This window comes from Acinetobacter sp. ANC 4173 (assembly GCF_004331255.1).
Classification (GTDB): Bacteria; Pseudomonadota; Gammaproteobacteria; order Pseudomonadales; family Moraxellaceae; genus Acinetobacter.
The window spans coordinates 16,341-41,074 of sequence record NZ_SJOF01000022.1 but is presented as its reverse complement, the minus strand read 5'-3'; the positions used below and the strand labels follow the sequence as shown (position 1 = coordinate 41,074).

Genomic DNA, 24,734 nt, shown 5'->3' with positions numbered 1-24,734 from the left:
ATCAGGATGAGAGTGAATGGATCATGCTTGTTGAAGGAAAAGCAACTTTAGAGTTTGAAAGCGGTTCAACATGTGAATTATCCGCGGGCGATTACATCAATATTCCTGCACATGTCAAACACAAGGTAGTTTGGACTGATCCCAATCAAATTACTATCTGGCTTGCGGTATTTTACACGCTCTAAGTAATTACATATGATATTTAAATAATTTACTCGATGCTCTAAAGATAATGAGCTGCTAATAAAATTAAATTATTGTAAGAAATGCTGAACTGGAATGGGTTGTTATTGATCATGACAACATTCAGGTTCATCAATATTCGACAATTAAGAATCAAGCCATTTCAAAAAGTATGGTGGTAATAATTTTAAGACCTATTTAGTCTTATATTGAATTTGAATGGCACTCCTATTCAATCACTGAGAATGGATAGAAAAGGCAATTAGGGGAAATACTTCAGAGGAATCCAATACATTGTCGAATAATGATTACATGAATTGATATTTATGTAAAATCAGATACTTAGTTGATAATACATTTGAACGTATCAAGTAACATAGTAAAATTATTAAAATAAGATAAAAATATGAATATTCAGTTGTTATATTTTTTGCTGGAACTATGGAGTTTTAAAATATTTAAAGTGATTTTGTTAATATAATTTTTATATTGTTAATTTATAAATAACCTTTCATTAAATCTCTTTCATAAATCAAAAAAAATATCATCTTTTTGATTTATATTTGTACCACAGATTTTTTGGCATTCGTGCATCATCTTTGGATGAAATACATCGATTTAAAGAAGCTTTCTGAAACACAGTTTAAGCGATATACAGGCATCTCAAACTCAACCTTCTATTTTAAAAACACATAATCTAGAAATTAATAAAAGAAGTCTAGTTTTAATCATCTATTTGAATTTTATTTTATATTTAATTATATGGTGATAATTTTTCACATTTTTATTTTAAAGGAGTTTGTTAAAATTTAAATGTATAGAGTTTATTTAAGTGTAATTATTAGCAAGGTTTTCCTTTTCTCATCTTGTTAGATTATCATCCCCAAAAATATTAGGGGATTTATGGAAAAGAAAACTTTAAAAAAAGATTAATAATGTTTGTTGGTGGGCGGTAGGATTAACTTTTATTTATTTTATTGTCGGCGCATTTTTGAAAAGCGATGGTCCAAAATTTGACCCAACTAAAAATTATGACTTGATTAAAGATACTTTGACTCTTACAGCAACTTTCCTTACTCCAGTAGCAGCGTTTGTGCTTTTTAGTGATTGGCGAGAAGAGCATGAGGTTAAATCTATATTTTCACTACTAGATTCGATAAAAAAATAAAGCGATTGAGGTTAAAGAGCTACTTGTAGAGTACAAAGAGAGAATTAGTAGCAGAAAAATTGAGGTGCAAGATGATCCTGATATATTAATTTATAATGAAAAAGTAACTAAGCACTTAATCCAACTGAGTATTTTTTACCGAGAACTTGATGATGGAAATGATCATATTTCGGAATACGTGAAAGCTGTCGAGAGGTTTTATGACACAGCAAAGTACGTAGGTAAATTGCTTTATATTATGGAAAACAAATCTGTAATTATAAGGAAATATGAAAGTCTAAACAGCAGTAGGAGTGTCGATGAACAAATTTATCCAATTCCCGAACAAGGTGCATATAATAAAAATTATCAAGAGTATTTGATACAAATCCAGAGAGTGGAGAGAATGATTTGATTGCTGAAAGCAAAAAAAATCAAAAAGAATAGTTAATTAAACCACCCACTGCGGTGGTTTTTTTAAATGGGCTTAATTTATGAATGAAAATGACTACTTCTAGAAAACAAAAAAGTACCCACCAAAAAAAATCTCGATCTAAGCGATTACCTAAAGTAAAAGATGCATATTTAGAAGCAGAAGAAGAATCCGAGCAGGCTTTAAATGTCTTAGGTATCAAGTACGAGAAGAAATTTCAGTTCAAATCTACCAAGCACTGGCGGTTTGATTTCCATTTAATTGAGCATCGGGTTTTAGTAGAGATTTCAGGTGGTCCTTGGTCGGGTGGACGTAAAGGGAAATTAGCGAATAAAGCTTAGAGCATGGATCGATATGATCATGCTGTAGAAAAGGGTTACACGATTGTTTGATTAGAGTCTGTCAATAGATACAAGATTGATGAATTTGGACCATCACAGATAGAAGCTCAGTTTGCATCTAAATGACTCAAAAATTTAAAGAGAGAACTATTCAATCGACTAGATCAGACTATTCCCGCCAACGGATCTGATTGATCAGGCATAGTAAGAAGAAGCGATCCGCCTTGCACCCGTTGTGGAATTAAAAGATTGGGAGATTAAAAACTTCTTAACACTTGGTGGTGAACTTCATAACCCTGATCATGGTCATATTGCTGAGTTACTTCATGATGACGAAACTTTCTTAGCATTTGCTTGGGCATCATCTGCATGTATGGCAAAGAAACGTATGTTACTTGGTCAATGTGAAAAAGTGATGTTTAACCAAGGTGATTGGAAGAACGCACGACAGGAACAGCAAATGCGAGATTGGTTCGATTTTGTCCCAGTGTATTTAATTATCATCGACGCCAGTTTTTGTGAAAACTCAAATGATCGTGACTTCTGTACTTTAATCGAGCATGAGCTATATCACATTGGTGTTGAGCGTGATGAGGATGGGGAAATCATCTATAGCGGCCATACAAGCTTACCTAAACAGCACTTGGCTGTTCATGATGTAGAAGAGTTCATTGGTGTGGTTAAATGCTGGGGAGCAAGCGAGAATGTGAAAAGGCTTGTTGAGGTTGCTAACCAAGCACCGTTTGTATTCGATTTTAATGTATCGGGGTGTTGTAGGAACTGTATGATTAATTGAACAACATAAATATTTAATTTAAATCATTCAGATGTTTAATGTATATTAAAGTCGCTTAATTTAAGAAACAAAGAAGAAAATAAACGATGAAATTACGAATAGTAACTAGCTCTATTTTATTATGTATTTGCAGCGGGTTTACTCAAGCGTGGAGTACATCACAAGCTGTGGCATCTTTGCCACACTATCAACAAGGAAATACTGGTAGTTCAACCAGCAAAGTAGATGATAAATACGCCTATACAAAAGAGTTAAGAATCATTACTCGTGGCACTAGAGCTAAAACCTCTACAGCTCAAGTAGCTAGACTACTCTTATTAGGTAGCAATACGGCAATTTATAAAGATGAACTGGTTGGAAATGTGATTGAAGATATTCAGGACAGATCTAAACTTCAAAACCCACAAGAAGATATTAAGAAAAATCTAAAGGACTATTTGGCTTCCGGCGCATATAAAAATATCCAAAAAACTGAAACAAATAGCATTAACAGTATAGGTATAGAGGCTGCTCGCCCTTACTGGTCATTGGTTTATGACTCAAGTGATAAGAATATAGAAAACGGTTATAGTATGAATTTTGGTGTGCTTACAAAAGCATTTGCTTCTTATAGTGCAGATAACTTTAGTGTGAATTTTGACGTGAATAACAAATCGTGCAGTTATAACAGCGAGCCGCAATCATTGGAGGCATGGAAAGAAAATGATTATGCACTTGTAAAAGTACATCGCGATAAAGCAATTGAATTTTGTACCAAAAACTATATTGAAGATATAGATACGGCTATACATAGAGCTGAAATCTAAAATGATTTGAGTAAAAGGGATTGGCAATCGCCGGTCATTTTTTGTCTATTTTGTTGTACCTAGCTGTACAAGGTGGAGGTTACAGGTTTACGCGATATATTAGAGCAAGGTTTTTCGATCATACGAGAGTTTGAAGGTTCTCGAGCAAATGCTTATCTCGACACTGGTGGGGTATGGACAATTGGTTACGGTACTATTAAATATCCTGATGGTACTAAGGTTAAGAAAGGTACTATCTACACCCAAGGACAAGCATATCTTTGGCTTAAAAACGATTACGAATGGGTTGATGTATGTCTGGACAAATATTTGAAGGTCAACATTAATCAAAATTAGTTTAATGCACTAGCGAATTTTGTTTACAATCTGGGAGAAACCGCTTTTTTCAAAAGTACGATGCTTACACTGATTAATCAAAATAATATGCCTTCTGCTGCAACTCAGTTTGATCGTTGGGTGTATGACAATCGAGTAAAAGTTAGTGGTTTAGCTATTCGTCGTACCAAAGAGAAAGAATTATTCTCAAAAAAAGTAGCTCACAATTGCAAATGCTCAAGATCCTCATTGATATTGAGCGTTTTAGTTATCAGCATAACCAAGATTTTTAATATTGAATAATTTATTACATATTAAATACCGATATAGCTAAATCTAGGGATATTAAAATAAATGCGATTCGGTAGGATTTTTATATAGAAAATAATTACAAAAAATTATTTAAGTAAGCTTCAAAGGGAGAATGCAAATGCGTGCTCAAAAAGGATTTAACTTATTAGAATTACTTGCAGTAGTGGCAATTGTCTCTATTTTGGCTTCAATGGCAATCGTATTTTTTCAAAATCATTTAGCAAAAGCACAAGTAACAGAAGTTTTGGTTTTAGCTGGTGGATTGAAAACCAAAGTCATGACAAGTCTAGAAAATAGTAGTTGTGGGAATGACATAGCATCAGGAAAATATGGCATAGCAATGGCTGGAGGGATGGCGCCAGATTGTACAATTACATTTACATTTAACAATACAAATGCATCATCTGCTTTGTCATCCAAAACTATAGGATTAGATGTGCTTTCTAATGGTACGTTAAAGAAAAATGCAGACACTGATGTTGATTCTAAATATTTGCCTAAAGCGATAGATTGATCACTTTTCATCAGTCCAGCTCGGCAGCAATCCGAACTTTGCAATATCAAGTTCCAAATGTTCTGGGCCATTTAAGATGATTGGGGCATGATAAGAAGGAAACACATGATCCTTATACAGGCTTGCCTAAGCATTACTTAGCAGGTCATGACGTTGAAGAATTCTACGGTGTAGTCAAACGCTGGGGTGCAAGCGATAGTGTTAAGCGATTAGTCGAAATCACGAAGCATGCGCCGTTTGTATCTGATTTTAATGTATCTGCGTGTTGTGGGAACTGTGTGATTAGTTAACATAAGAGCCATAAAGAATTCAAAACTAACGATGAATTATTTGACTATCTCTTGGTCTAGATTTATAAAGAATTCATAACACAAAATTATTATGGATTTTTTATGCGAAATACATATACAAAAGACCTCATAAAAGAACGTCAAAGAGTGATCTTATCTATCAATACTAGTTGATCGCTCTTTTTAGTAAATCAAAAAGAGGTCTTACCTATGAACACAATCGGTTCAATAATATCAAAATCAATGTTAATCGTTACAGCAACTGTTAGTTTTGAAACTTACCAAGTTTTAAAAGGGCTTTTAGGCAAAAGTTATAACGACCATGGTTTTAGTTTTTACTTGTTTCGAGTGTTTTTATTTGAACACTTACCAGTAGGAGCTAAATTCTTCATCAAGACTTTTTTAAATAAGCTTAAAAAAAGTTTAATTGACTCCTTTATGAGTGTGATAGAAACGAAATTTTGTATGTATCTAATCGCATAAGAAACAAAACTAAAAACTCACCGTAAGGTGAGTTTTTTTTGGGCTTAACTTTTCTCAAAGAATAAGAGTACATTTTTTTTGCCCACTATTCTTGATGAATCTTGATGGATGGTGATTTATGGCAAGGCTTAAAAAATCTGAAAAAGTCTTTATTGTACGGTCGCTTGCGCAGTTTATGACCCCCACAGAAGTGGCTAGGGACATCAAGGAAAAATTCGGTATTGATGTAACTCCGCAGCAAGTTGAATATTACGACCCAACAAAAGTAGCTGGCGCTAATTTAGCGCAAGAGCTTGTAGATTTATTTAATGAGGCTCGCAAAGAATATATAGCCCAGCCCCTGAAGATGTCGATATTGTTTCAGCATCATCTAATGGTAATGGTGGATCATCAGCATTTGAGAGTTTTGACAAGAAAATTGAGCGAAGCATTCAAAAGCTCGTGCTTGGTCAGACCTTAACGAGTGGTACAGATGGAGCAGGATCTAGAGCTTTGGGTGAGGTTCACTTGGAGGTTCAGAACAATAAGGTTGATGCTGATATTCGGATGATTACCTCAACCATCCAAGCCATGATTGATGCGATTTGTGCATTGAACAACTGGGAACGCCACATCATTGTTATTGGGGATGAGAAATCATTGAATGCCCCTAAAGCTGATCGTGACGTGAAGCTGAAGAATGCAGGCGCCAACCTGACGAATCAGTACTTTCAGAGAGAATATGGCTTACAGGATGGTGATGTTGCTGATGCACCTCAAATCGCCGTACCGTCACAGTTTAAAGCATTACCACACAGAGCCTTTAGCTTTGCCGCCAGTACCAAGAAACTCTCAGTAGAGCAGCAAGAAGTTGAAGAGCTTAGCGATGGGCAGCGATCAATTGATTTGCTGGATCAGAAGCAAGTGAATGAGCTGATTCAGTCCAGTGAAACGCCAGAGGCTTTGGCATTTAATCTGATGAAGCTTATGCCTGGTGCAAGTGAAAGCCAATTTACGGCCAATCTTGAAATGGCTTTGTATGCAGCGGATGTGCTGGGGTATGTCACGGCAAGTGGGGATAAATGAAACCAATCACTTTTTTAGAGGCTTTGCATTTCGCTCAGTCTCGTAAAATCGTCTTGCCTGATGAGTTCTACTCAATGGATCTCAATACACGACAATTGGCAACTACAGTGAGTTTTCTGTCTGGTATTGAGCAGATCGAGACAGTCATTAAATCACTCAATAAGACCTTGGCAGAGGGTGGAACATTCAACGACTTTCAGAAGTTGGTTGAAGAAAATGAGATCGTGCTGAGTAAGCATTATCTTAAGAATGTATTCCGCACAAATATCCAGACAGCTTATGGTCATGGACGTTGGCAGCAACAACAGAAGAATAAGGCTAAACACCCTTATTTGATGTATTCAGCTATTGATGACACACGGGTTCGTCCCAGTCATTTGGCTTTGAATCGAATCATCAGACACATCGATGATCCATTTTGGCTGAAATATTACGCTCCCTGGGCTTTCATGTGCAGATGTACTGTGATTGCCTTGACTGAGAAGGAGGCTCAAAAGCTCGGTATCACTTCTGATGAAGATCTACCGCAAATTGCAGAAGATATGGGGTGGTCTACCAGTCCATTAACATTCGGTGAGATGCAGGATGTAGTCGATCAAAAGATTACTGACTCAATTCTGGATAAGGAATATCTGCTCGAACAGAAGCAAGCAAGCCTGCTTACCTTAAGCCAATGGTAACGGTAACGCCTGCGGACGTTCAAAATGCTGCTTTGGTAACGCAGTTGCGTAAGTTTGGTGTGATTGCTACAGGTTCAAATCGTCTTTCTGATGCAGACTTACTTTTGATTGACCAAGCGCAGAAGGCGCTATACCTTCGCCAGTCTATTGAAAACCGTAAATTGCTGATTGCTCGTGATGTTCTTCTTTATGGAAAAACCACATTCGCTTCAGCAGACTTTCCAAAATATGAAGTGGACTACCGTCGTAATCCTGCTTGTAATTTCTCTCCATTAATCAAATGGGGACAATCAGGAGCGAAAGTCTTAGACGATATGCAAGCGATGATTGATTTATCCATCGAGCATGGTGGTTCATCTCCAAATATGATTTTAACAAGCTCAAAAGTATTCAATGCAATGAAACAGGATGCTGCTTTCGTTGCTAAATTTGTTGCGCCGTATGCAGGCATTAGTGTTCCACTTGCACCTACTTTTGATCATAAAGACAAAGCACAGTTCCGTGGCGTGGTCGATAACATTGAAATCTGGACTTATGACGTTCAGCACAATATGGATGGTGCAGCAGGTCGATTCATTCCAGAGGATTTTTTCGGGATGATTAATGATGCTAATGGTTGGATTGCTCACTGCGCTATTCAAAATCTTGAAGCATTTGGTCAGGCGCTTGAGTTTTTCTTAACTCAGGATCAGAAAAAGAATCCATCTAGCATTGAGATGTTAGCGGAGTCTTCACCTCTGGCAATTCCTAACAACAAGAATGGTCTTGTTGGTGGTCGTGGCTTTGTATAAGGAATAAATAATGCCAAAGTACATTGCAAAACAGTCGATTGGTCATTTTCGACCAGGACAAGAAATTACAGGGCTTGAAGCTAAACAACTTCAGGCCTTTTTAGCATCTGGGGCTATTGAAGAATATCAGGAGAGCGAACCACTGTGGCAACGCATCTAGGGCGCGAGTACGCATTACTATTCAAAGGGATTGATACTTACTCAGGTGACAAGCTGTCTGTTGAATTGTGGCGAGTTCAGTTCTCACCAGATACTGAATTTGAATTGATCAATGAAGACTTTGCATCATTCGATGTTGAAGGTGAGTGTTTAGCTGATTCATCCAAAGCGAATGACCCACAAGCGGGTCTATTTGGTTGTATTGATCGATTTTCCGTAGTCTAAGCTTCACAGGCACAAAGAATACCAGACGCACCAGCGTCTTTTTTTTGTGCCTGTTTTTAGGATTCCATCATGAATGATTTCTTTATTGCAGCGAATCGTAGCTTAAACCTCGAAGTAGATGATGTCTCTCTTGAGGTTCGGCAGATCCAAATGAGCCAGTTCGATTTATGGGTAGGAGCGGCTGATCCTATCAAGAGTGCACTGGGCAATGTGAGTGATTATTCAGATGAAATTCTTAAGGAAGTGATTCAAAAGCATTTGATTGAATGTGTTGTGATGCTAGAACTCATCACTGATTTGGATTATCAATCTATCTTAAAAACGGCTGAAGATCAGGACGTATTTATCCAATTGCTCGGAACAGCTTTAAAAGTAAATCAGCCATATTTTGTGGATAAAGAGCAGAAATCGAAACGCCGTAAGCGTACTGAAACAAATGATCAAGGTTCGACTTGGTTTGATTCATTCCAGTTGCTGGTATCGAATGGCCATAGCCATGAAAGTATCATGAATATGACTTATGGATCATTTAAGCTTTACTCTGAAGCAGTAGTGAAACGTGAAAAGCAGAATATTGCTACTCAATCCAATATCATTCGGATGGCTCATCATGCTGCAGCGAAACAATTTAAAAGTTTTATTGATGAGCTGAAAGAATAAAAAATCTTTAATTTCCTTCTATTTATTTTTACCTTTAATTAAAATATTATTCCCTGAGAATTAGAGGGGATAACATGAAAAAGATAATTTTATTAGCAATAATGCTGGGGCTGGTTGGGTGTGGGGAGAAAGGTTCATCTGATGTCACTTCAACCACAAACAATCAAAGCACAGAACTAACATCAAATAACATTCAACAAGCATCTGCTCGATCAATATCTACGTATTCAATGACAGTGCCTTTTGATGGGTGGCATTTATTTAATCCAAAGGCTCTGGGGGCATCAGCATTATATGAGGGTACTAAGGATGCACTCACATCATCGGCCGTACTTACAGCAGATGCTTCTCAGGTAGCGAAAGTATTAGGGAAAGGAGTTGCCGGTTATGCATTGTCGGTAGCCGTAGAGGAGTTGTTAGGAGCTGTTAATTGGGTGTTGGATCCTACCAACAATACTGTTAAATATTACGTTAATATTCGTCCAGATCTCGCTCAACCATACGATCAATACTATGTTATTAACTATGCTGACAACAAAAAATACGCTACTAATGACGGAGCTTGCCAGGCTTTGCTATTAGTTCATAAAAATCATTCCAAAGCTACTCTTTCATATTCTTCAAGTGCTTGGCGTTGTAAACTTGAAGGTTCTGGTGTTAAAGATATTCATTACACCCTCAAAACTTATGCTAACCCCGCATACGATCCAAATGCTGAACGAGAACAAAAAAACCTACACTTAGAAACTGTAGCCCAAAAAGTCATTGAAAATGCTGATGCTGGCAGTCTAGATGCTCAAATCGCGACAATGGCAGCAGCCGCACAGATTCTTGAAGATGCCGCAAATGATGAAGAGATAGAGCAAGAAATCGTTGATCAGTTAGAAAATAAATCGCAATGTCCAAGTGGTATTGTTAGAAATGGTAGCTGTTGGGTTTGTGATAGATCACAATTTATGCCGATAACCAGAGCGACAAGGGATGCTAAAACTGCCGCAAGAGGAAAGAGCTGCGAATATGTAACAGATCCAGTAATTAAGGCAACTAATGCTGTTTTTTGGAGAAATTTAATAAATGCAAGAATTCAGGAAAATGCTTGTTGGTCACCTGTTGATCCAAACCATCTTATAGAACTAAATAATAATCGAAATGCCCTAAGCCGATGCGAAAATTAATTATGAAAGTAAATACCAAAGAGCTTCTCGAAGAGATTTTCCCTCCTTTCCCATTAGGGGATAACCGCTCTCTACTTGAGTGTGATTTTTATGATACACATTATGGATATTTTGAACAAATTGATGATGATTACTTATCTTCAATAGGAGTGTCTGCAGAAGACTTGATTCTTGAATATAACTTTGACTGGCCTCAATTTTATTTAAAAATTGGATTAGAAGCAGCTTGTTCACGTAGCAGACCGCATGAGGGGATCAAAACATGGAAAGATGTAAGTTATGAATACTTGTATTACTTTGGGCAAAACTGTAGTTATTTAAGCTCAGAGGGCTTTAAATTCTTTTTACCTGCTGCATTCTATTATTTTCTATCAACTGATGAAAATAAAACTTACATGGACTCATTCGTTTTTAGGTTGAACTCACAATGGGAAAAAGATCAACACGTTTTTGACGATGACCAAAAAAAATTTATTATTGAATTTGTAAGTGACCATTATAAAGGATATGTATCCTGGATACCTGAACTTTAATAAAATTACCAGTAGTAGCTCAAATTTAACCTGACAGGCACACTAAAAAATGGGTAACTGTCAGATCGGGTTTGAGCTAGTACAGATTAAAGCACCCTAGGGTGCTTTTTTAAATCAAGCCTTGTCTGTAAACGATTTTTCCTAATACGATTATTTCGGACTCGTTTATTGATTCTTGATCAGAATATGATTTGTTATCTCTAACAATGTTAATCAACCCATCTTGACTTCGATAAAGGCGAACAGCCATTTTTTCGCCATAAAAGTAAATCAAGAAGAGTCTTCCGGAAATAATATCTCTAAATGTTGTATCAACCAAAACCAAATCCCCATCCAAAAGAGTTTCCTCCATGGCATTTCCTTGGATTTTATAAACACTCAAGTCTTTGATTGGGTGGAAACGGTTTTTAGTACAAAACTCTCGAGATAAGATGATTTTATCGCCACTATCATTCCGGAAAATGACTTGTTGATCATCCTCAAGATCATTTAAATCAAGAGAACATAAGTCACTATTGCTAAATACCTGATCGCTTACCTCAAGTGCATTTAATATTTTCATATAGGTTGATTGGCGTGGTTTAGATGAGCCAACTTCATAATCAGAGACTTGCTTACTAGATATACCAACGCGCTTTGCAAGCTCAACTTGAGAGAGGTCCCTCAAAGAGCGGAAATATTTTAAGCGGGTAGAAAAATCATTTTGCATAGGGATCCTATTTACACCTATATAAACTTATAGTAACTTATATAAACCAACAGAATATTATAGGAATCTATAAATATGTACACTTGCGCTTATGATGACGAATTAGCTGAGATTGTCAAGAAGGCAGCAGAAAGAGATGATAGGTCTATAAAAAGACAATTTACCTATTATTTAAAAAAGGTTTTGCGTGAAGAAGGTCTTCTGGAAAACCCAGACAATAAAAAAGCAGATTGCACTCGCCAAAGTAATCAATCTGCTTCTGTTTAACCCTAAGCAAAGGAATCAAACTCATGACAAGTTTAACTCAAATTGCAGTTCCTTTCCATAATGCCGAGCTTTATGTTGTAGAGCATAAAGGACAGCCTTACACACCATTGCGTCAAATTGTGCAGGGCATGGGATTGGATTGGGCTTCACAATTTGTGAAGATAAAACAGAAGTTTGAAAGCTGCGTTGTGGAAATCACAATGCAGATAATGGGTGATGATCAGGCACGCTCACACACATGCATCCCAGTGCGTAAGTTGACGGCTTGGCTATATTCTGTAAATCCAAACAAAGTAAAACCAGAACTCCGCGATACCGTGATTAAGTATCAAGAGGAATGTGACGATGTGCTTTGGGATTATTGGACAAAAGGACAAGCTGTAAACCCAAGAACGACGAAAGTTGAGCGAACTCCACTTCACGATGCACACGCCATGCTAGTTGCTAAAACCAAGCACTTAAACTCAAGTGATGCATGGAAGCTAATCCTTCAGCGATTTAATGTTAAAAGTATTAAAGAAATTCCATACGAGGCAATTCCTGTCGCCGTGGAATATGTTCATCATTTGATTGCCATGTTTAGCAATGCAGACAAGATGCAGTTAGCGGAACCATGGAGGGATCAAGATGTGCAATTCTTAATGTGGTATGTACCAAAAATAGCGAAGCTCATTAAAAATGAGTTTTATCCAGCATTGACGTTACTCAGAAGTGAGTATGCAGCGCAAATGATTGGTATGGCTCAAGAGATGGCTTGTCACGCAAACATACTGAACCAAGCGGCTATAAAAAATGGGATGACAACTTATAACTGTTTAGGTGGACAGGCAGTCCATACAATGGAGTGGTATTTAGAAAAGTGAATGAAACCACCTTCGGGTGGTTTTTTTAGCACTAAATTTTTAACAACCGACTCAAACGAGTCGGTTTTTTATTGTCCGTAATTTGAGGTTTCTATGTCTGGAAAAAATTTAACGTTTAAGTTGGTGATGGACGCAGACACCAAGGATTATGTATCAAATACAAAGCAAGCCAAAGATGTTACGGTTAAAGTATTTGAAGAAATTAAGAAAGAGGCTGAGGAAGTTAGAAAAGCTTCCGCTGAGACAGCAAATGAAATCAGTAAAATTGTGCCAGACAATCTGCAAAAGAAAGCTGATCAGGCTAAAGGTAATTTAAATGAAGTATCCCAAGCTGCGAGTGATTTGGGGAATCAGGCAACCAAGGTATCGGATAAAATTGATGGCTTAGGAAGCGAGCTACAGAATATTGCAACCAAGGCCAATAAGGCTGGATTTGAAATTGGTAGCGCTATTCCGGGTGATGCTGTTCAGTTAGCAGAGTTGCTGGGAAATAAGTTCTTTATTGCAGCAAAAGAAATCGAGGCTTTGGGCGATAAGTCCACTATTAGTGCTGGCGAACTCCGTGCAATGTCAAGTTCTGGAGAGCAGGGTCTTGATGCATTAAATCTAGCCTTAAAAGTATCTCAAGCTGAACTTGTTCGGCTTCAAAGCACTGATGGCACCTTAAAAGACATTGAAATCGCCAAGCAGCGCATTTTCAGTATTAAGGATGCAATTAACGAGGTATCTAGCGCATTTAATTATTATCAAGATGTTGCTATCAATGCCATGAAGGGTGTTGATAATGCAACTCAATCATCAATTAATAAGGTGCAGAAATTCAGCTCCGTAGATCTCACCTCTGTAGTGGGAGAAGCTCAAACTGCGAGCCGTGCGATTGAAAGCATGGGAGATGGTGCGGCCATTTCTTCAAAAGAATTGGAACGTGTTGGCTGGTTGGGAACTCAGGCCATTAATTCTCTAGAAAATGAGTTGCAGCAGGCAAATATAGAACTTAAAGCTCTCAATCAATCATCTGGTGCAGTATCACTTAATAAATTTAATGAAGCCACTGCAAAGGTTAATGCTTTAGAGGATGCATTATCTTTAACAAAAAATGCTTATACGGATTTTCAGGCCAAAGCTTCTACAGCAATGGGAAGTGTAAGCAGTAGCACAGATAAAGCTTCAGGCAGCGCTACACAAGCAGGGCATGCGATTTACGCTGCACTTGGTAAAGCACCGCCTACAGTAATTAATGATGCCATTGCCAATTTAAATCAGAAGCTTGAGGACTTTAAGAAAAACAGCAAACTTCCAGCGGAGGAAGTTGCACGAGTCACCAAGCTTACCGAACAGGAAATTGCACGGTTAATAAGTGAATTGGATGGTGTAGATACCTCTGCAAATAAAGCCAATATGGGGATGGGTGCACTATCCAAAGGGATAGATGTTACTAAGTTCGCCGTGACCGCACTTGTTGGTGCAATGGGTGCGCTTGGTATTGGCTTGGGTATTCGTGAACTTGCTCAGGCAGCCGATTCTTATACCAATCTCTCAGCGCGAATTAATATCGCTACCCGAGAGGGTGGAAATTTTAATCAAGCAATGGCTGGTGTACATCAAATTGCACTCGCTACAAATTCAAGTCTTGAGGCTACAGGTAATCTTTTTGCAAAGATTAATGATGCTGGTAAAGAAATGGGAATGACGCAGCAGCAAGCGTTAGATCTCACTAAAACCGTTAATCAAGCGATTAAAATCGGTGGCGGCTCAGCACAGGCCAGTGATGCAGCAGTACAGCAATTTATCCAGAGCCTCCAGAGCGGAATTTTAAGGGGGGACGAATTTAACTCCATCATGGAGCAAGCTCCTGGTCTAACCAGTGCTATGTCTAAAGGCCTTGGTGTGACTACAGGCGAACTCCGTAAAATGGCTGAGAATGGTGAGCTTTCATCAGAGCGACTCATCAAGGCTATTCAGTCTCAATCAGCATCAATCCAAGAAACGTACAACCAGTTCCCAACAACGATTTCCAATGCTTTACAAAAGATAGCCACTTCTTGGCAGACCTTGATTGGTGAAATGGATCAGGCAAATGGAGCATCGGCTACCGTTGCTCAATGGCTGTCTACACTTGCAGGTAATATGAGTCTGCTCAAGCCTATTATTGATGATATTGGGCAAGGGTTAGTCCGATTTGGTGACTATTACTCGAGCATCTACGATCAAGGTACTTTGGATTCACTTAAAACCGCATTAGTAAGTATCTACAACGCCATTAAAACCTTATTCAATACTGTGCTTGAGGTTGGTGAAGCAACAAATGATTTGTTCAGTGATGCTCTTTCTGCAGTACTAGGATTTACTGATGGACTGTATCCAGCAGGTCAGCAAGTTAGTGGATTTCAGAAATTTATTGATTTACTCAATATCGCGATTGGTTTGTTGAGTGATGGGTTTAAGTCTATTGGGATCGTGGTGAATTTATTCACGGGCACCTTGTATGGTTTAGCCTCAGCTTGGTACGAGCTAAAATCTGTATTTACTTGGGGTGATGTTAAAGATCAAGCGATTGCCAATATGGAGGCAATGAGGGCCAAGTCTCAGGAGTATTTTGATAAAGGTTTCGATGGCATTAAGAACTTCGAGTCTCAAACACTAAGTTCGATTGATAACATCAAGAAATCCGAGGAACAAAAGAATCAGGAACTTATAGCTAATAATCAGAAGAAACTTGATGAGCTAAAAGCTCAAGAATCGAAACATCAATCTGATTACAAAGCTATTAGTGATGAACGTCTTCACTTGGAGCAACAATTATTTGATGCTCGTAGGTCTGGCAATCAAGCCTCTATTGATCTAGCCACTAAAGGCTTGGCTGAACTTGATGTCAAGGAAAAAGCCTATCATGCTGAAAGTCAAAAAATCACGGATGCCAAGATTGAGTCAGCACAAGCAATTGCTACAGTAATGATTCAATCAGCTGATGCTGCAGGTATGGCTCAACTTAAAGTACTGAATGCAGAACTTGCTACTCAGGGTTTAAAGGCCGAGTTTGATAGCACTGGCAAAGTCATTGTCAGTGCTATGGCAATCAGCGTTGAATCTGTTGCTTCCTTAGAAGGAAAGCTGGCTGCGGGACGTAAGGCAGCTGATGCTTTGGGGCTGGATTTAGATAATATTTTAAATCGTGTCTCAGATGGCTTTTCTTCTAAGCAAACATCACTTGATAGTTTTACAAAAAGTTTAGAGTTGATGGGTGTTAAGGGAAAAGAGGCGGGTGAAGCGACATATTTAGCTTGGGCGAAATGGCTAGAAACAGCCAAGAACTCGGCTGAGGTGGATGCAGCTAAAGCCAAACTTTTAGAGTTTGAAAAACAAGGTGTATTTTCTACCAAGCAAGTAGAACTTGGTGTGGAGGCTATCCGCCGTGTTACTCAGCAATTACCTGATGACCTTGATCCTGTTGAGCAAGCTTTCGAGCGTTTAGGTATTAAAACCAAGGAACAGCTTAAGTTGGCTGCCCAGTCAGCCTTAGCAGATTTCAATACGATTCAATCAAGCGGCAAAGCTACTGCTGATCAATTGAAACAAGCTTATGAGCGGACCATGCAAGCTGCAGTTGCTTCCGGGGATCAAGTAACCATATCGGCAGCTAAAGCAAAGGCGGTTCAATCAGGGCTGAATGTTGAAGTTGATGAAACTGGAAACGTGACTGTACAGACTTATGATGAAATGAATAGGGCGGTTGAAAGCCATGCTCAGCGAGTCTCGGGAGGAGCTATTAGTGCTTATCGTGAGATGGGGCGTGTGATTCGTGAGGAAGCCAAAAGCTCAATCGAAGCGTGGAATGAGATGATGGATGCTCGATCCAAAGCAGAGAAAGAGAATAAGACGCAGCGCGTGGGTGCTGACTTTACGACTTATAACGTTATGGATATTCAATCCAAGCTATCTGGCATGGGATATAACGAAGCTGAGGCTGCCAAATTTGCTAAAAACATTCTGAATCAAGGCTTAGAGATTGATAAAGGCAAGGCGATGGATGCGCGTGCACGCGGTAATGAATACACCGCCAAGGCATTTGAAAAGCTTATTGCTCAAGGTCAAACTTCAGCATTCGGTACCAAAAAAGTTGAAGAACTCTTGGCACGATATATGTCAGGCCAAGGCTCAGCAAAGTCTGGTACCAAGAGTGCAGCAGTTAATGCTTTAGCACCTGAAGTGAATGTGGCATTACCAACAGCTACTGTTGAACAGCCATCTGCAAAGACAATCACCTACAACCTGTCAATTGGTGGAAAAACGGTAGAAGTCTCCGGAGATGAGTCATCTCAAGTCGATATGAATGCATTTATGAACGAACTAGAGCGGCTCAAAAAAGGTATGTAAACAATGAAACTAATACGCAAATCAACAAACGAAACCGTCACCTTGAGTGACGGTTTTTTATGGTCGGATGAATTTGACTGGAATGGCATTGAGCAAATAATTGAGCCTGCTATAGATGGCACTCCAATCATTCAAGAAGGGAAATGGAAATCTGGTCGGCCAATCTCTTTAACGGCCGATAAGAATATGGCTTGGTTAAAACGACATGTTGTGAGTCGCTTAAAAGATTGGTCTCTACTCCAAGATGAATTCTTTACTTTGAAATTTGAGTATTTAAATGATGCTCGAGAGTTTGATGTGAAGTTTCGGCATAAAGATACCGCGATAGAAGCCCAACCTGTTAAAGAGATTCCCTCTGTGTCGGAAGACGAGTATTACAACGTCACTTTAAGATTTGTGGAGTTAAGCGATGCCAATTGAGACCAATAACCTAGTTTTATATAAGTCCGAACGCTTAACCGATACAGATGATGGTGGTGGAAAATACTCTGGGCAAGTCATTGCTGATGGACAGAGTAACAATTTATTCAATGATGTATCTGAGATGGACCGTACCATGGGTCGCGTGTCGATGCGTAAAATCTTTCCTGCTGTGACCACTAACGATACTGATGCTTTGATGGGTGCTACGGTATTTATCTCGGAAAACCCACAAGATCCTAACGTATCGGCACTACTGTTTAGTACAGAAAACTGGACAGATGAGCGTCTGGCTGCACAGAACCGGGTGGAAAATTATTTAGCGAAGGGTGGGCAGACTGCAGGTATTCCGCTGGACACTTTGTGGAAAGGCATGAAAGTCATTCAGGTGGCTATGTTTAAGCAGGAAGTCGAAGCTAATGTTGGGGATACGATTGTCTTGATCTCGAATGAGGGCCTATCCAACCAGCAAGAGCAGTATCTGCGCATTACCAAGGTTGAAACCAGCACTGCAATTCTGGTAGTGAATAACCAGCCATTTGAGTACAAGATGGCAACCTACGATGTGAACAACCCTTTAGATCGGGATTTCGTTGGCCTGTCGGCTTTGCAGTGGTACAACGGCAATAAATCCACCACGATTAACTGGACTGGTGTGCTTGTGCCAATTCCTGCACCTGGTTCTCTGACAGTATCTTATATGTCGCAAGGCAAGTTCTACACGCTGAAAGACAATGGCAACGGCCAGCTAAAAGGCTCAAGTGATTCTTATGGCGCGGGTACGATCAATTACACAACAGGCTCATGGCTGCTGACTGCAGGTGCTCTGCCTGATGTGGACACACCGATCCTGTTGTTGTGGGGCTCACCCATTACTACATTCGAACGCGCCAATCTGGCGGTTTTGCCAGCTGCGATTGAGTTTGATTTGTTGCAAGCGGGGATTGCAGCCAGCAGCGTGACTGTTTCGTGGACACTGGATGGTGTGGCTAAGACAGCAACATCGAATGCGCAGGGCCATTTCACTGGTGATGCTACAGGAACGATTAACTATGCCGCTGGTACTGGCCGCATTGTGCCGAACAAGCTGCCGCAAAAGGCTACAGTATTCACCATCAATTACAGTTATGGCACGGCACTGACACAGACCGCATCTAACGTCACACCATCGGCAGGACAGCTCAGTTTCAGCATTGGCACAGGCGCAGCGATTCAGCCAAACAGTGTTGAGCTATCCATCCCAGTAGCGAATATTGAGCATAGTCTGGTTGGGGTGGTGACGCTGACGGATGTCCCAGTAAATGGCACTACTGGCAATCTGGTGGACCGACTTGGCACGGTGCAAGGCACGATTACCTACGCCACGGGTGCTGTTCAGGTTACTCCAGTGCTGAACCAGACCATCTATAACACCTCTTATCAATCTGTCAGTTATGTGGCGGGGTAATTATGTCTTTCTATCCACAAACTTCAAGTGTTGCATCATCATCCGTTCAATTAAAAGCAGTCACCAATACTAATATTGGAGTCAAATACCGTGATAGTTCTGGCGTTAACGCAGGCGTAAAACAGGTATCGGCGGATTCGCTCAAGTTTGACCTGACTAACGGCTTTAACGAGCAGATCCTGACTGGCTCGGTGCGTTTCAAGCTGGGCAATGATGTGTTTATTGACCGCAGCAGCACGCTGTACCGAAATATTGACCCAGCAACAGGGAGTGGTACCGCATCTGGTTCTGTGCAATATGGTACTGGTCTGGTTGAGCTGAACAGCTGGACGCCAAGCGTGGACAATGCGCTGACCTTGCAATCATTGACGACAACCACGGATTTGCCGCCAGTGAACCATATCAGTTTCAGAACGCCAACTATTCCAATCCGTCCTGGTTCTTTGAGTGTGGTGGTGTCATTTTTAAATGGTGGGCAGGCAACATTAACCAGCAATGCGCAAGGTGTGATTGAAACAACTAAGGCACATGGCAAAATTAATCATGATACAGGTTTTGTGGATATTTATTTCTACACTAAAACTGAGATTACCGCAGGCAACCGGGCCACGATAGAAGCTTATCCTTGGTATGACATTCCGCTGGAATATTCTGATTCCGGAAAGACCTACATTGATGTGCCGGAATGGATTGCAGCGGATTCCATCCGTTATAACGCCATCGCCTACACTTATATCCCATTGGATTCCGACATTCTTGGCCTATCTGCGACTCGCTTGCCACTGGATGGTCGTGTGCCGGTATTCCGTATCGGTGACATCGGCATCATCAGTGCATCCAAGTCGCAAATCTTGCCAAGTCATGTTGCAGGACAAACATATAATCTGAATGACCAACGCATTTCGTGGTGTGAGTTAGAGGACAGTCTGGGGGCTAAGGTTCCATTCACTGCATATACAGTGGATTATGACTATGGCCGCGTGACGCTGGGTGGTGACTTCGCTATTGGTTCACTTACAGCGCCACTGGTTGCCAGATACCGCTATCAGGATATGGGATTGATCAATGATGTGCAGATTAATGGCCAGATTACCTTTACCAAACCGCTAACACATAACTATGCGGCTGCTGATTCGATTGTCGGCTCTGCCTTGGTGGTAGGTGATATGCAATCCCGCTACACGAAAAAGTTTGCACAAACAACTTGGAGCAGCGTGTGGGCAGATGTAGCAAGCGGTGCGGCATTATCTGCCAATTACAATGATTCTCTATATCCGATTCAAATCACCAATAAGGGTGCAATTCAGGAACGATGGGCACTGGTCTTTACTGATACTACAAACTTCCGAATCATTGGAGAATATTCAGGCCAGATCGGGACAGGCAGCATAAACACAGACTGTGCACCGTTGAATCCAGTGACGAATGCACCCTATTTCACAGTGAAAAAAGAAGGTTGGGGTAGTGGTTGGGTCTCAGGCAATGTGCTGCGATTTAATACCATTGCCGCGAATTTCCCGATCTGGTGTATCCGTACAGTAAAACAGTCGGAACCGACGATCGTGTCTGATCAATTCCAAATCATGTTCCGTGGTGATATTGACCGCGTGATTTAAATATTTAATTCAGCTATGGCCGCTTTTTGCGGTCTTTTTATTGAGTAAAGAATTATGGCGACAGATGTAAATGTTCAATATTTTAGCCACCTGAATGGCTTGGTTTTAGGCAATAACTGGGGGGATTTGATCCGTTTACTTGATAAGGCTTTAGTGACAGGTATTGATTTAACGCAAATTACCAATGCTTCAATTGATGCTCAGGGCGATATTACGCTTAGTCTATATGCGGTACATAACTGCATGCTGTTTCAGATTATAGAATTATCTGGCTTTGCTGATGTCAGCGTTGATGGAGTCTCACGACAAATTAATGGCAAATATCGCATCAAGGGAGTTCCAGCAAATAATCAGCTAATTTTAAAAGGCGTTGTACGTACTGCTGATAATCCACCAGTTGTCAATATTTCAAGTCTTGGTTCAGCAAAGCTGGCTTCACTTGGCTATGACATAGTTTTCCGTGATACCAATGATGTAAAGCGCGTTTACAGAGCTAAGAATCCATCTGCAGCACATCCATTTATTAGGGTGGATGAGAGCCTAACTAGCCCTGACGGTGTAACCGGAGTTTACTCTTCTGCCTACTGTAAAGCGGCTATGGTTGGTTTAATCGAAAATATGACACATATTGATGATTACACTGATACCTCTAAGTTACAACTGCCCCTATCCGCAGCTAATGTAGCTCTTAATTTTGATATAACTGGTACTGGCACAGGGGTAACGCGGGGGTGGTCTAAGTGGTTTTGGACTCGATCTAACTCAGTAAATAACGCTTCAATCGAAATCTCCAATCAGGCGGTGGGTAATCGGGTATTCACAATTGTAGGGGATAAAGACGCTTTTTATTTCATACGACCGTCTGATACCTCAACAACCCTAAAAATGCTCTCTGGTTGCGGGTTGTTTGATACTGTTCATAAGAACGATGTGGTTCCAAACTGGTTCTTAATGACTACGTTGTACAGGGCGGCTGCAAGTGCAACTGTGGCTTTAAGCTCAACCGTACCTCATGGTGGGTTACCTCTTGCTCTTGGTGCAGCTATAAGTAGATGCTTTTTACCTCAGTTTAATGAGGCTGTTCGTATATCTGACCACGTTTATGCCACTCCACAGATGCCAGACTTTCGTAGTGGCAACAGTAATTTATACTCACCCAATAATCTAGCTGCACTACAAATACCTTTGGTAGATCAGCAGAACTATTTGCGTGGCACTTTGAAACACGTCTATTACAATGGTAAGAACTATGGTGCACTCGCACAGGCAACTCCAATCCTGTCAGACACTTCAATGTACGTAGCGGATGGGATATACATCAATGACTCTGGAACTATCGGGAGCCCTATATTTTATCTTGGAGAGATTGAATGAAACCTTGTGCTCGAAAAGCTGGACCATCATCAAATTTACTTCAAAATATTAATACTGGCCCTGTGATTGCGAAAGTTGCAGGGTCAGTGAAAAAGCTGGGTCAGCAATATAAAGATGCAACTTTAGTGCTGTACAACAAAGCCAATTTACAGCCAATTGCTGTACGCAAGCCCGACCAAAATGGTAATTATCAGTTTTTAGGGTTAAATACCAATTTAAAAACTTTTGTTGTGGCATTTGACCAAAAGCAGCAATTTAACGCAGTGATTCAAGATAGCGTGGTGCCAAAATGAGTGTAATTCCATCTTTAGCCGCTGGTCTTGCTCAGTTGCAAGCACTGAACAACTACATCGATCAAGGTAGCGCAAATGCTACCTTTGTTTTTTATGACGATGCCAAACCAGCAAGCACAGCAGTTACCGCCAATGATAGTGCAAAACTGGTGACATTAACCCTGCCAAAGCCAAGCCTGCTATCTGTTAATGCTGATGGCATTTCATTTGACTTAACGGATGCCGGAATGATCATTAAAACTGGAACAGCAATATGGGCGCGGCTATTCAATGGCGATGGGGTTGTTGTTGCTGACTTTTTGGTTGGTACGGACATCATTCCAAGCACTGCCGATTTAGCACTTGGCAGCACATTAAAACTTGATTCAATCACCTTTAGACCATCAACCTGATGAGGTGGCCATGTGGCAAACTACACACCGCCATCTGGCGATAATGTTGTTCTCAATTTTAAGGATCTGACCACAGGTAGCACAGAATTAAACTTCGGTGTTGATTCTGGCACCGAGCCTGTTGCCATAACAGCAACCTTGGATGCGGTAATTGATACCAGTTTTTTGAGTGCAATTAATGCATTGTTTGACATCAATTTTGTGCTCGGTGTGTCGCATTATCCGGTTTTCCAGTATCAAAAGGCAGCACCGATCAGGGTGGATCAAATTTATCTCTGGGCAAAACCCATATTTAAGGCGCATAACAGCGCCTTTATTTTTGAGCGGGGTTTAACACTTTCGAATACTGCATTGGCTGGATTTAATAACAGTTTAGTGCTCAGCCAAAGCATTCAACAGGTCTTTCAGCAAAGCCAATCTTTGCTACAAAACTGCTCAGCGATTTGGCAGGAAAACAAGCGAATCAGAACTTCAACGCGACTTGATTGGAATGAAAGTGTGAAATTGCGCATTGAATCCACACTTCATTACGAAGAATTAATTCGAAAGCGTAAGCAGATCACATTTAGTCATGAAGTGGCACAGCAGTCTGAAGTGCGCTATGGCTTTGAGTGGGATAAGGGTTTAGAGCTGACGACATTCGATTCAATTGAATGGGATAACGCAAAACCTATTCACTATCGCAAACATCCCATTCAACCATGGCCAGCACCTGAAATCCCTGAATACGTCAGCAATACTGATCTGGCTTTCAATTGTCTCTGTACAGATGTCGAGTCACACAACGTCATTCTGAATTTTGGCGTAGATGACTGTATTCCTGCATTTGCAGCAAAACCATGGTGGTATATCGTGAATGAAATTAGCGTAACGCGCCTTGATAATGGGCAAAACATTAAAGTATTGAGCGGGAACTATCGTACTGATCGGCAAAGTTGGTGCTGGTCATATACCTTAGTGATTCCAGCATTTGAACTTTCTAAGTTAGATCCTGTCGCAGGGCAACCCGTCATCTTGAAAATTATGGTCAACGGCTTTGAGCATTTGATGTTGCTTGAGAACCGCATGCGATCATGGCAGCTTGTCAAAAAAACCTATACTTTAACTGGTCGCAGTCCATCGGCTTTGCTAGATTCACCATCTTCACCCCCTCGGGCATTTTTACAAGAAAATGAACGTACGTCAGTACAACTGGCACAGGCTGAGATTGATCGATCTGCTTATCCTGATCTCGGTTTGAACTGGCAATTGATCGATGCATTGGGTTGGATTATTCCAACTGAAAGCTTCAGCTATTCAGGTTTGACGCCCATAAAAGCCATTCAGGAAATTGCTGCAGCAGCAGGTGGTTTTGTATATAGCGAAGCGAATAGTCAGGCGATTACGATCAAGCCACTTTATAAGAAAACCTTTTGGGATTCGATGAGTCTAGATGATTACGACATTCTGTTGTCAGAATCAATTGTCACTGAGCAATCTACTGACTATGAGACTTACCCAGACTATAACGGCATTAGCCTCACGAATGACAAAACAGGTGCTACGGGGCTGGTAAAGCGCACTGATACCAGTGGTGATGTCCTGCTAGAAACGGTTAACAACAAATTGTTCACATCGGCATCAGTGATGGGGAGTTATGGCAAGTCAGCATTGGCCAAAGCGGGAATGGTTGAGACGCATACTTTCAGCATGCCTTTAATTCAAGAAGTTGGTCAGTGCAAACCTGCAGACATTCTGGCATTTAATGCGGAATGGTGGGGGATTGTAGATTCTATCAGTGGTTCATTTACTTATAGCAAAGTCACTCAGACCGTCACAGTGGAGCGAGTCAATCATGAGTAATGCATATAAGCGCTTGCTGGATCTCATTCCGAAAGAGTCTGAGTTTGTGGGTACGGTTCAGACGGCTGAGCATCCTAACTATAAGGTGTTGGTTGTTGATGGATCTGGGTTGGTGGCCTGTACTGCTGCTACGGTATTTCAAATGGGTAGCCGAGTCTTTGTGAAAGGGCAATTAATTGTAAGGAGTGCACCGACTGGTGAAGTTATGAATATTGAAGTTTGAGTGAAA

The 24,734-nt window shown here is 40.3% G+C and carries 23 protein-coding genes and 9 pseudogenes; 30 read left to right on the top strand and 2 right to left on the bottom strand.

The window, feature by feature from the left end; translation table 11 throughout:
• The 8 genes and pseudogenes from E0H94_RS17735 to E0H94_RS17705 all read left to right on the top strand — a co-directional run.
• Positions 1-185: cupin domain-containing protein (locus tag E0H94_RS17735; RefSeq protein ID WP_131327697.1), on the top strand; the 185-nt coding region annotated here is incomplete at its 5' end.
• A 989-nt stretch (positions 186-1,174) separates the two neighbouring features.
• Positions 1,175-1,351 (top strand): hypothetical protein, encoded by a 177-nt coding sequence (locus E0H94_RS18545; RefSeq protein ID WP_165495634.1) that lies wholly within the window; start codon positions 1,175-1,177, stop codon positions 1,349-1,351.
• A gap of 64 nt (positions 1,352-1,415) precedes the next feature.
• Complete coding sequence (locus tag E0H94_RS17730; RefSeq protein WP_131327696.1) at positions 1,416-1,745, top strand: hypothetical protein; 330 nt, start codon at positions 1,416-1,418, stop codon at positions 1,743-1,745.
• A gap of 79 nt (positions 1,746-1,824) precedes the next feature.
• Positions 1,825-2,299: pseudogene (locus E0H94_RS17725) on the top strand (hypothetical protein).
• Positions 2,268-2,900, top strand: a pseudogene (locus E0H94_RS17720) (putative metallopeptidase). The pseudogenes E0H94_RS17725 and E0H94_RS17720 overlap by 32 nt, the downstream one beginning before the upstream one ends.
• Before the next feature lie 86 nt (positions 2,901-2,986).
• The gene (locus E0H94_RS17715) at positions 2,987-3,706 is read left to right on the top strand and encodes a hypothetical protein (RefSeq protein WP_131327695.1); all 720 of its coding nucleotides are present in this window, start codon (positions 2,987-2,989) and stop codon (positions 3,704-3,706) included.
• Positions 3,707-3,784: 78 nt separating this feature from the next.
• Positions 3,785-4,234: pseudogene (locus tag E0H94_RS17710) on the top strand (lysozyme); the annotation flags it as partial.
• Between the two features lie 217 nt (positions 4,235-4,451).
• Positions 4,452-4,847, top strand: a complete 396-nt coding sequence (locus E0H94_RS17705; protein ID WP_131327694.1) for a pilin — start codon at positions 4,452-4,454, stop codon at positions 4,845-4,847.
• 6 nt (positions 4,848-4,853) lie between these two features.
• On the opposite strand, the pseudogene E0H94_RS18815 reads toward E0H94_RS17705, so the two are convergent.
• Positions 4,854-4,961: pseudogene (locus tag E0H94_RS18815) on the bottom strand (DUF159 family protein); the annotation flags it as partial.
• Between E0H94_RS18815 and E0H94_RS18575 the strand changes: the two are divergent.
• The 11 genes and pseudogenes from E0H94_RS18575 to E0H94_RS17650 form a co-directional block, all read left to right on the top strand.
• Positions 4,961-5,137, top strand: a pseudogene (locus E0H94_RS18575) (putative metallopeptidase); the annotation flags it as partial. The pseudogenes E0H94_RS18815 and E0H94_RS18575 sit on opposite strands and share 1 nt — an antisense overlap.
• A gap of 210 nt (positions 5,138-5,347) precedes the next feature.
• Positions 5,348-5,620, top strand: coding sequence for a hypothetical protein (locus E0H94_RS17690; RefSeq protein WP_131327692.1), 273 nt, complete (start codon positions 5,348-5,350; stop codon positions 5,618-5,620).
• A gap of 118 nt (positions 5,621-5,738) precedes the next feature.
• Positions 5,739-5,963: pseudogene (locus tag E0H94_RS17685) on the top strand (DUF2280 domain-containing protein); the annotation flags it as partial.
• Positions 5,963-6,685, top strand: a pseudogene (locus E0H94_RS17680) (DUF935 family protein); the annotation flags it as partial. The pseudogenes E0H94_RS17685 and E0H94_RS17680, both read left to right, overlap by 1 nt.
• Positions 6,682-7,335 (top strand): annotated as a pseudogene (locus E0H94_RS17675) (phage minor head protein); the annotation flags it as partial. The pseudogenes E0H94_RS17680 and E0H94_RS17675, both read left to right, overlap by 4 nt.
• Before the next feature lie 23 nt (positions 7,336-7,358).
• On the top strand, positions 7,359-8,156 hold the full coding sequence (locus E0H94_RS17670) for a major capsid protein (protein ID WP_131327689.1): 798 nt from the start codon (positions 7,359-7,361) through the stop codon (positions 8,154-8,156).
• Between the two features lie 10 nt (positions 8,157-8,166).
• Entirely contained in the window at positions 8,167-8,316 is a 150-nt protein-coding gene (locus tag E0H94_RS18540; RefSeq protein WP_165495633.1) for a hypothetical protein, read from the top strand.
• Positions 8,292-8,540, top strand: a pseudogene (locus tag E0H94_RS17665) (hypothetical protein); the annotation flags it as partial. The gene E0H94_RS18540 and the pseudogene E0H94_RS17665, both read left to right, overlap by 25 nt.
• A gap of 69 nt (positions 8,541-8,609) precedes the next feature.
• The gene (locus E0H94_RS17660) at positions 8,610-9,200 is read left to right on the top strand and encodes a hypothetical protein (RefSeq protein WP_131327688.1); all 591 of its coding nucleotides are present in this window, start codon (positions 8,610-8,612) and stop codon (positions 9,198-9,200) included.
• Between the two features lie 74 nt (positions 9,201-9,274).
• Complete coding sequence (locus E0H94_RS17655) at positions 9,275-10,375, top strand: hypothetical protein (protein WP_131327687.1); 1,101 nt, start codon at positions 9,275-9,277, stop codon at positions 10,373-10,375.
• Positions 10,376-10,377: 2 nt separating this feature from the next.
• The gene (locus E0H94_RS17650) at positions 10,378-10,908 is read left to right on the top strand and encodes a DUF6714 family protein (protein ID WP_131327686.1); all 531 of its coding nucleotides are present in this window, start codon (positions 10,378-10,380) and stop codon (positions 10,906-10,908) included.
• A 109-nt stretch (positions 10,909-11,017) separates the two neighbouring features.
• Here E0H94_RS17650 and E0H94_RS17645 read toward each other — a convergent pair whose 3' ends face one another.
• On the bottom strand, positions 11,018-11,617 hold the full coding sequence (locus E0H94_RS17645) for an XRE family transcriptional regulator (RefSeq protein WP_131327685.1): 600 nt from the start codon (positions 11,615-11,617) through the stop codon (positions 11,018-11,020).
• Between the two features lie 75 nt (positions 11,618-11,692).
• Here E0H94_RS17645 and E0H94_RS17640 point away from each other — a divergent pair, with 75 nt between their 5' ends.
• From E0H94_RS17640 to E0H94_RS17590, 11 genes are all read left to right on the top strand, one after another.
• Positions 11,693-11,884, top strand: coding sequence for a hypothetical protein (locus E0H94_RS17640; protein WP_131327684.1), 192 nt, complete (start codon positions 11,693-11,695; stop codon positions 11,882-11,884).
• Between the two features lie 23 nt (positions 11,885-11,907).
• The gene (locus E0H94_RS17635) at positions 11,908-12,747 is read left to right on the top strand and encodes a phage antirepressor N-terminal domain-containing protein (RefSeq protein ID WP_131327683.1); all 840 of its coding nucleotides are present in this window, start codon (positions 11,908-11,910) and stop codon (positions 12,745-12,747) included.
• Positions 12,748-12,840: 93 nt separating this feature from the next.
• Positions 12,841-17,121 (top strand): tape measure protein, encoded by a 4,281-nt coding sequence (locus tag E0H94_RS17630; RefSeq protein ID WP_131327682.1) that lies wholly within the window; start codon positions 12,841-12,843, stop codon positions 17,119-17,121.
• 3 nt (positions 17,122-17,124) lie between these two features.
• A complete protein-coding gene (locus tag E0H94_RS17625) occupies positions 17,125-17,541 on the top strand; it encodes a hypothetical protein (RefSeq protein WP_131327681.1) in 417 nt (138 codons plus the stop codon).
• Entirely contained in the window at positions 17,531-18,988 is a 1,458-nt protein-coding gene (locus E0H94_RS17620) for a hypothetical protein (protein ID WP_131327680.1), read from the top strand. Before E0H94_RS17625 ends, E0H94_RS17620 begins: the two co-directional genes overlap by 11 nt.
• A 2-nt stretch (positions 18,989-18,990) precedes the next feature.
• Positions 18,991-20,604, top strand: coding sequence for a hypothetical protein (locus tag E0H94_RS17615; RefSeq protein WP_131327679.1), 1,614 nt, complete (start codon positions 18,991-18,993; stop codon positions 20,602-20,604).
• Between the two features lie 54 nt (positions 20,605-20,658).
• Positions 20,659-21,978 (top strand): hypothetical protein, encoded by a 1,320-nt coding sequence (locus tag E0H94_RS17610; protein ID WP_131327678.1) that lies wholly within the window; start codon positions 20,659-20,661, stop codon positions 21,976-21,978.
• Positions 21,975-22,271: a hypothetical protein gene (locus E0H94_RS17605; RefSeq protein ID WP_131327677.1), complete on the top strand. Its 297-nt coding sequence runs from the start codon at positions 21,975-21,977 to the stop codon at positions 22,269-22,271. Before E0H94_RS17610 ends, E0H94_RS17605 begins: the two co-directional genes overlap by 4 nt.
• Positions 22,268-22,663 (top strand): hypothetical protein, encoded by a 396-nt coding sequence (locus E0H94_RS17600; RefSeq protein WP_131327676.1) that lies wholly within the window; start codon positions 22,268-22,270, stop codon positions 22,661-22,663. The genes E0H94_RS17605 and E0H94_RS17600 overlap by 4 nt, the downstream gene beginning before the upstream one ends.
• A gap of 12 nt (positions 22,664-22,675) precedes the next feature.
• Positions 22,676-24,505 carry a hypothetical protein gene (locus E0H94_RS17595; RefSeq protein ID WP_131327675.1) on the top strand — a complete coding sequence of 610 codons (1,830 nt, stop codon included), beginning with the start codon at positions 22,676-22,678 and terminating at the stop codon, positions 24,503-24,505.
• Complete coding sequence (locus E0H94_RS17590) at positions 24,498-24,728, top strand: hypothetical protein (RefSeq protein WP_131327674.1); 231 nt, start codon at positions 24,498-24,500, stop codon at positions 24,726-24,728. Before E0H94_RS17595 ends, E0H94_RS17590 begins: the two co-directional genes overlap by 8 nt.
• Positions 24,729-24,734: the final 6 nt, after the last annotated feature.